9 protein-coding genes are annotated in these 8,394 nt (G+C 41.5%); 3 read left to right on the top strand and 6 right to left on the bottom strand.

The window, feature by feature from the left end:
* Positions 1-103: 103 nt before the first annotated feature.
* The 3 genes from B7C60_RS15565 (at position 104) to B7C60_RS15555 (ending at position 2,353) form a co-directional block, all read left to right on the top strand.
* Entirely contained in the window at positions 104-907 is an 804-nt protein-coding gene (locus B7C60_RS15565; protein ID WP_099612429.1) for a DUF2189 domain-containing protein, read from the top strand.
* Between the two features lie 64 nt (positions 908-971).
* Positions 972-1,688: a glucosaminidase domain-containing protein gene (locus B7C60_RS15560; protein WP_425445526.1), complete on the top strand. Its 717-nt coding sequence runs from the start codon at positions 972-974 to the stop codon at positions 1,686-1,688.
* A 2-nt stretch (positions 1,689-1,690) separates the two neighbouring features.
* On the top strand, positions 1,691-2,353 hold the full coding sequence (locus B7C60_RS15555) for a DUF2987 domain-containing protein (RefSeq protein WP_099612427.1): 663 nt from the start codon (positions 1,691-1,693) through the stop codon (positions 2,351-2,353).
* 56 nt (positions 2,354-2,409) lie between these two features.
* Here the strand turns inward: B7C60_RS15555 and ttcA are convergent, their stop codons facing one another.
* The 6 genes from ttcA to B7C60_RS15525 form a co-directional block, all read right to left on the bottom strand.
* Positions 2,410-3,342, bottom strand: coding sequence for a tRNA 2-thiocytidine(32) synthetase TtcA (gene ttcA, locus B7C60_RS15550; RefSeq protein WP_099612426.1), 933 nt, complete (start codon positions 3,340-3,342; stop codon positions 2,410-2,412).
* 152 nt (positions 3,343-3,494) lie between these two features.
* Positions 3,495-4,442, bottom strand: a complete 948-nt coding sequence (gene uspE, locus B7C60_RS15545) for a universal stress protein UspE (protein ID WP_099612425.1) — start codon at positions 4,440-4,442, stop codon at positions 3,495-3,497.
* Positions 4,443-4,586: 144 nt separating this feature from the next.
* Entirely contained in the window at positions 4,587-5,339 is a 753-nt protein-coding gene (locus B7C60_RS15540) for a fumarate/nitrate reduction transcriptional regulator Fnr (protein ID WP_099612424.1), read from the bottom strand.
* Positions 5,340-5,426: 87 nt separating this feature from the next.
* Positions 5,427-6,110 (bottom strand): sulfite exporter TauE/SafE family protein, encoded by a 684-nt coding sequence (locus B7C60_RS15535; RefSeq protein WP_099612423.1) that lies wholly within the window; start codon positions 6,108-6,110, stop codon positions 5,427-5,429.
* A 3-nt stretch (positions 6,111-6,113) separates the two neighbouring features.
* A complete protein-coding gene (gene ccoS, locus B7C60_RS15530) occupies positions 6,114-6,326 on the bottom strand; it encodes a cbb3-type cytochrome oxidase assembly protein CcoS (RefSeq protein WP_099612422.1) in 213 nt (70 codons plus the stop codon).
* On the bottom strand, positions 6,319-8,394 hold a 2,076-nt coding region (locus B7C60_RS15525; protein WP_245869568.1), incomplete at its 5' end, for a heavy metal translocating P-type ATPase. The genes ccoS and B7C60_RS15525, both read right to left, overlap by 8 nt.

The following is an 8,394-nucleotide window of genomic DNA, read 5'->3' as shown; positions in this document are numbered from 1 at the left end:
AGTTTGGTAATGAGATTTTAGACTGCGCCGTATTTCAGTATAATGATCGAATATTTTTCATTTTGGTGTGTTCGCTTTTTAAACAGCCAATCTAGGGCAAACTATGAGTAATAATTTAGAAAAAGAATTCAACTTAGGCGGAACGGTTGAGCAGGCCCTTTCGGGGCAATATCAACTCAAAGTTGGAGAAATATTAAAAGAAGCGTGGGATTGTACCCTAAAGCATTTCTTATCCTTTTCTCCGGCGGTTGGGATCATGATTATAGCTCAGGTGGCTATTTTCTTTATCGCCTTGAAACTGATGATCGGTGATCCATCGCTCATTCTGACCGCATTAGAGCAGGCCGAGGGGTTTCCACAAGAAATAGTACAGGGAATATTGATCGCTAATTTCAGTTATGAAGTGGTCAGCGCGCCGATTTATGCTGGTGTGAGTTTAATGGCCATGAGCCACGCCGCTGGGTTAAAAACTAAAACGAGCCATATTACGAAAGGGTTACAATTTACGATTCCAGTGATTGTAGCTACTTTATTGAGCTTATTGTTACAAGGTATCGCCGGAATGATTTTTCCGCTTTTATCGATGTATTTTTCATTAGCATTTAGTGGTGCCATTCTTCTTATTTGTGAAAAACGTGTACCGCCTGTTCAATCGCTCTGGATTTCATTGCGTGCAGTCAATAGAAAACTTATTCCTTTGGTGGCCATTTATGCGTTATTGATGCTGATGTTTGTCGCTGCGGTATTATTTTACGGTATTGGACTTATTTTTGTGTTGCCTTTCTTTTTTCATGTTAAAGGCATTATTTATCGAAATATGTTTGGTATTCGTTTGAAAATTATCGCCACCAAAAAACCAAACGATCACGATAATGATAACTCAGACTCACAGGTGTTTAATGCGTAAATTTACTTTGATGCTTATTGGTATCGTACTGACAATCTGCGGTGGTCTTTATGTTTATCAAAAAATGGCTGATGAGCCCGAGGCGGTACTCCAAGGGCAAGCGGTATCTGACGCTCCCGATTTTCGGTCTATCAACGATGTACGAGAAAAAAAACATGCCTTTTTCTCTTACTTAAAACCTGGGGTTGCTTTTGAAAATGCTCGGATTTTGCAAGAGAGGAGCCAGATTACTCAGTTACAGCACGTTGTAAGTAAAGGTAAAATGTCAGCCCAGCATCGAGCGCTAGCCATTCAATTAGGTCAGCGATATGGCATTGAGTGGCAAGACACTCAGACAGAGGCATGGTTTGATGCAATGTGGCATCGAGTTGATGTTCTACCTGAAGCGCTGGTACTAACTCAAGCCGCCAATGAGTCAGCTTGGGGAACTTCACGCTTTGCTAGGGAAGCGAATAATTATTTTGGCCAATGGTGTTACGTACAAGGTTGTGGCCTGGTTCCTTTGGCTCGTCAGGAGGGGATGACTCATGAGGTAGCAAAATTTAGTTCAGTACAAGAATCTATCCATCGTTATTTTATGAACGTCAATCGCAACCCAGCCTATCACGATCTCAGAGAAATCCGCTTTCAGTTACGTCAGCGTGATGCAGACCTTTTTAGTGTCGAAAGTGCTATGGCATTGAGCAATGGCTTACTGAAATACTCGGAACGTGGTGAAGATTATGTGCACGATTTACAAACGATGATGCGTCATAACCAACCTTATTGGCAGAGTGAATAAACATGAGACTACCGACGACACTTCTACTAACTTGCCTATCATTGGGAGCTTCGCTTCCTGCTCAAGCACAAGAATACATGTTTACTTATTCAAAGTTGTTTTCTCAGTTAAAACACAACACAAAAGAACAGTATTCGGATGTGAAAGTCGGTATTTTTTTTGTGAATGCCGAAAATAAACAGCTTTGCCCGATTGAAAAAGCATGGATGGAAAAAGAAGCTCATTATGAGTTATTGTCTTCCAATAAATCTTATGAGTTATTACTTCCTCTCGATAACCATTTACGGCAAGCCAACCCACTGGTTTTTGTGGATACACCAAACGATATGCGTTGTGATTTTTCTGTGGTGGTATTGAGCAAACAACCACTAGAAGCGCTGGTCTCTTATCAGCAAATCAACCATCTGTTGCCACAAATGCAAAGTTTATTACAAGAGTTGGGGGGCATGTTTGCGGGTTGGTTTACACCGCAAGTTACTGGTGTCACATTAGAATTTGACCCTGAAATGCAGGGACACATAGAGTTGAGTAGTGGAGAATGGCTGCCGATTATTGATGGTAAGGTTCAAGTTTCGCTTGAACAGATCGGTGAGCAGGGTTGGATGCGATTACCTAAGGCAACTCGGCGAGTATTGCCTTTCTTGCCAGAAGCTAGTTCGAGGTGATTACTCAATACTTCGATGCGCATCATAAGACGTGCATCGAAGTCGATAGTGCTTCTTTATACGTTAGTAATATCAAGCATTAAGCTTGGATCAAACTCTGTTACCATATCTTCATCATCTGGTTTTAGCTGTGGAAGCGGTTCTTTATCAAAACCAATATCGCCACCATTAATGACACCAGAATCACGGTTTATTGATTTAAAATCAAAAAGTTCACAGTCAGCTAAATGGCTCGGAACCACATTTTGCATGGCTCTAAACATGGTTTCAATCCGCCCCGGAAATTGTTTATCCCACCCGTTTAGCATTTGTTTAATGTTTTGTCGTTGTAAATTTGGCTGAGAACCACATAAATTACAAGGAATAATCGGGTAGCCGCGCAGATCGGCATATTTAATGATGTCTTTTTCTCGACAATAAGCGAGGGGGCGAATAACCACATGCTCACCATTGTCAGAAACCAATTTCGGCGGCATTCCTTTCATTTTGCCCCCATAAAACATATTTAAAAATAACGTTTCAAGGATATCATCACGGTGATGTCCTAGTGCAATTTTCGTGGCACCTAATGCTTTGGCTGTGCGGTATAAAATACCACGGCGCAAACGTGAGCAGAGCGAGCAAGTGGTTTTACCTTCAGGGATCTTCTCTTGTACAATTGAATAGGTATCTTCTTCAATAATTTTGTATTCCACACCCAAACTTGCAAGGTATTCAGGAAGAATGTGCTCAGGGAAACCGGGTTGTTTTTGATCTAGGTTCACAGCGATTAATGAAAAAGAAACGGGGGCACTTTTTTGCAAACTCATCAAAATATCTAGCATGGTAAAGCTATCTTTACCCCCCGACAAACATACCATGATACGATCGCCATCTTCGATCATATTAAAGTCTGCAATGGCTTGGCCGGTATTACGGCGAATACGTTTTTGTAATTTATTAAAATTGTATTGTTGGGCTTTGGTTAGTGCTTGGGTCTGCTCTGTCATTAGCTTGCGGTCTTTAATCTTCAAAACAAAGTGAAGTGCGTATGATACGGATATATGATCGAGATGCTAGGGTTTGTTGACCTTTTACGATTAAATAAAAACGCCCAAAAGCAATCGCTGGGCGTTTTTGATCAGCAAATATTAAGTGAGGATTAATTCGCAACTTTTGGATCAAGCGGGCTGATGTAACCTTTAGGTTTTAGTGCTAAAACATCACAATTGATTTTATCGATCACTTGTTCTGCTGTATTACCAATAAAAACTGCAGACAGGCCAGTTCGTCCCGTTGTTCCTAAAATAACCATGGCTGCGTTGAGTTTTTCAGCTGCGGCTGGAATCACATCTTCAGGTAAACCTTGTTGAACCACCGTTTGTTCTTCATTCAAGCCATGTTTTTGGCGTAATGCTTTCATTGCCGTGAGATGATGACCACGAACTGCATCGGTGTAAGTCGTTGGGTCAAATTCTGGCAGCTCAATTGTAATATTAGCTGGTGTAACCGGATAAGCATTCACCAAGTAAGGCATTGCATCCAATCGAGAAGTTAAACAGAGTAACTGTTCAACCATAATATCATTCAATTCAAGGTGCGCTTCAACTTCAGACCCTACATGAACAGAAGCGATAATATTCGCATTTTCAGGCCAGTCAGCATTTTTAACCAATAAAACTGGGGTTGGGCACTTGCGCAATAGATGCCAATCGGTGGGGGTGAAAATAACCGACTCAAGAATATCATGCTTGCGCGTCCCCTTAATCAGAATATCGTGTTCACCAGAAAAAACCTCTGCGATGATCGCTTCATAAGGACGATTGTGCCAGACCACTTTGACGCTAAAGTTAATGGAAGAATCAATATAATCTTCAGCTACTTTTTTCATCCACTTTTCTCGTTGATGAATGACACCTCGTCGCATGGCATCTCTTTCATCCATCGAAAGCATAGAGGTCATATCATAAGAAAAGTCATAAATCGACATAAAGAAAGTAATTTGGCTCGGGGAACGACTTTTTGCGGCTAACTGAACCGCTCGGGCAAGTGCTGGTTGTTCATCGTGATTAATATCTGCAACCACTAATATCTTGTTGTAGATGCTCATAACAGACTCCTTGTTTGTGTAGGAGGTTTAGGACCCACCAACCTTAGAGTTACTTTAGCGCAGTTAGCGTCAGAGTTTTAGCGAATATGAGAAGATTTTTCGGAAAAGTATGAGGTAGCTCATTAAAGAGCTACCTCATTGAACTTATTTAGATTCTTTTGACACACCAGCCAATTGCATTAACGCATCATGATCTAAGATGGTGATATATTTGCCTTTTACGCTTAAAATTTCAGATTTTTGAAATCGACCCAGTAGGCGGCTAATGGTTTCGACCGTTAAGCCTAAGTAGTTACCAATATCTCCACGGGTCATCGTTAAGCGAAACTCTCGCGGGCTGAAGCCACGTTGAGAAAAACGCGTCGATAAATTATATAAAAATGCGGCTAAACGTTCTTCTGCATTCTTTTTAGACAGCAAGAGAATCATTTCCTGATCGCCTTTAATTTCATTACTCATCAAACGCATAATTTGTTGACGTAGCTTAGGCATTTTCCCTGACAAGTCATCAAGAATTTCATAAGGAATTTCACACACCATGGAAGTTTCTAATGCTTGCGCAAAACTGGGATGACAATCCTCGGTAATGGCATCAAAGCCGACCAGATCACCAGCAAGGTGAAAGGCAGTGATCTGCTCATCGCCTTGTTCGGTAATGGTATAGCTTTTAATGGTTCCTGAGCGTATCGCATAAAGAGAACGAAGTTCATCGCCTGCTTTAAACAGTTCTTGACCCTTTTGAATTGGCTTTTTACGCTCAATAATTTGATCAAGCTGATCTAACTCTGACTCGTTTAATGTAAATGGAATACAAAGCTGACTAATACTGCAGTCTTGGCAGTGAATTGCACAACCACCAGATTGAATGCGCTTTGCAGCAGGCTTATCAGAAATCATAACAACCTTTCACTAAATTGATATACATCAAGATTCTACCATTCATTAACATGAAAGGATAGTCTAAAAGTCTCACTCACTTTCTTCTTAAGATAGGGCGAGCAATATTTCAACAGCGCCATAAGCGGTATAAAAGCCATAGGCAATAATTGAAAGAGCGGCTAGTTGACGAAAATATTTAGACTGTTGAATATGTTTTAATTTAGTCGCACTCGCGCCTATAGCTAACATCGCTGGTAGTGTCCCCATGCCAAATGCGCCCATAATTAAAGCGCCCGAAATGGCACTGCCTGAAACGGCAGCCCAAGTCAGTATGGAATAAACTAATCCACACGGTAACCAGCCCCAAATAAAGCCAAATGGGATCGCTTGCCAACGGGATGTTAAGGGTAAAAAGTGGCGTCCTAATGGTGAAAGGTAATACCACAGTTTTTGCCCAACCGCTTCTAACTTTAATAGCCCAAACCACCAGCGACCAATATAAAGACCCAGTATGACCATAAACATGGCGGCCAATAAACGTAACCAAATGAGAGATTGATTTAAGCTAGCGAGTTGAGAGATTGAGGCGGTGAATCCACCAATCAAAGCGCCAAAAACCATATAGCTAATGATACGCCCTGCATTGTAAAGAAGGAGAGTATGAGACATAGGATGAGCAGAGGGGGATCCGATGGTTAATAATGAACTTAACCCGCCACACATCGCCATACAGTGCCCAGCTCCGAGCAGACCAATCACAAACGCTCCAATAAAATCTGGCGTGACCATGGCTTATTTGTCCTCTTTTTCTTGTGGTTCTAGGCGGTATTGTGATTTGCAAGCATCGGTTTCTTCTTGTTTTGGCTCTTCATCATCAAACAAAATGTTATGACCTTGCCGCTCTAAATCTTCAAATTGATCATGTTTTACCGCCCAGATAAAAATCGCACAGGCGAGGGCGGTAAATAAAATGGCAGCGGGCACTAATAGAAAAAAACTATCCATGGAACTTCAATAACCTCATTGAATTTGCAATCACGACAACCGAGCTGAGCGACATTCCTAAAGAGGCAATATAAGGCGGGACATAACCCATTATGGCTAAAGGTAGAATCAGTAGGTTATAGAACAAAGATAGCCATAAATTCTCTTTAATGATTTTCCGAGTGTTAAACGCAAGTTTTCGAGCTTTAAGCACATTACTGAGTTTGTCATTCAATAAAACCATATCAGATGAAGCTTTAGCGACATCGGTTCCTCCTCCCATGGCAACAGAAAGATGCGCGCCGGCTAGGACAGGAGCATCATTAATACCATCACCAATCATTAAGGTGATGGTATCATCCGGTAGAGAGTGTAGATAGTTTAATTTTTGTTCTGGAGTCACATTCGCAACCACATGTTCAATGCCCATTTTGTCCGCGACTCGTTGTACGTTCAATTGATTATCTCCGGATAATAGAGTTAAACGAATCCCCGCATTTTTGAACTCAGTGACCATCGCCAAGCTCTCACGACGAATCGGATCGCGGTAATAAAATGAAGCGATCAACCGTGTATTACTACTGAGATAAATACAATCGAGTTCTTGCGCATCGAGATCGGATTGACCTAAAGTAAAAGACGCCGAGCCTAATCGGAGAGTTTGTCCTTGATAAATGCCCTGTAGACCACTTCCTATTACGTTTTTTACCTGTTCAACTTGATAACTCTCATCCGCAAAAGAAGTAAAAGCTTTCGCTAAAGGATGATTAGCATGTCGCTCTAAACTGGCGGCAATGGCTTGACATTGCTGGAGGGAAAAATGTGTATCATGTACTTTTGTTTGATAAATCTCGATGCGACCTTCAGTCAGTGTTCCCGTTTTATCCATAATCAAGTGATTCACTTGACAAAGAGTTTCAAAAACATGCCCTTTACGGAGTAAAATGCCAAAGTGGCTTAAACGAGAGGTCGCACAGGTAATTGCGGTCGGAGTGGCTAATGCGAGGGCGCATGGGCAGGTTGCCACTAAAACCGAAAGCATGATCCAAAATGCGTTTTCTGGATGATAAAAGTGCCAAAATAGCCAAGTCCCTGCGCCAATAACTAATGTCGCTATGACAAAATAACGTGAAACAATATCGGCAATTTCTGCAATTCTTGGTTTACTTATCTGGGCGTTATCTTGCATGCGAACTATATGAGAAATCATTGACTCTGCTTTATTTTTAGTTACCTGCATTTCAAAAGATTCATCACCATTTAAAGTGCCAGCAAAAACATCATCACCCATTATTTTCACGACAGGAACGGACTCCCCTGTTAACATGGACTCATCCACATACACTTGCCCTGAAAGAATTTTTCCATCAGAAGGAATATTTTCTCCTGGTAACACTCGTAATGTATCGCCTACATTCAATTGCCTTACAGGGACTTGTGATCCATCAGATAAGGTAGCAAACGTTGGCACCAATTTGAGCAAATTTGCACTATGAGCAGAGGCTTCTCGTCGAGCTTTCATCTCAAAATATCGGCCAAGTAATAAGAAGAAAGCAAACATGGTTACCGCTTCATAAAACACCTCGCCTGAACGGTTGACTGTCGCAACAACACTTGCAACATATGCCATGATCATTGCGATAGAAACCGGGATATCCATACTTGGTGCGCGAGCTTTGATGCTTCGCCATGCATTTTCATAAAATGGCCACGCTGAATAAAGCATGACAGGAGTGGCAAAGAAAAAGCTAACGATCCGAAAATAATGTTTAAAAGCGTCATCGAGATCGGAAAAAACTTCTAAATAGAGTGCAACAGCAACCATCATAACCTGCATCGATGCGATACCGGCAACACCGATACGATAAAGGTATTGCTTTGAAGCTCGGTGGTATGCTTGTTCTTGATCGTCTTGTTCAAAAGGGGAGGCTTTGTAACCTAACCTTTGTAGTTGGGTGATAATGGCACTTAGTTTTATTTTCGTGGGGTCCCAGACGAGTCGAGCTCGATGAGTTAGGGTATTGACACTGACTTCTGCTATTCCTGCTTGTTTTAGCATGTGTTTTTCAATTAACCAAGCACAGGCGGC

Source organism: Vibrio fujianensis (assembly GCF_002749895.1).
GTDB classification, from domain to species: domain Bacteria; phylum Pseudomonadota; class Gammaproteobacteria; order Enterobacterales; family Vibrionaceae; genus Vibrio; species Vibrio fujianensis.
Note: the sequence above shows the minus strand (reverse complement) of the source record. Positions and strands in the feature narration are given on the sequence as shown.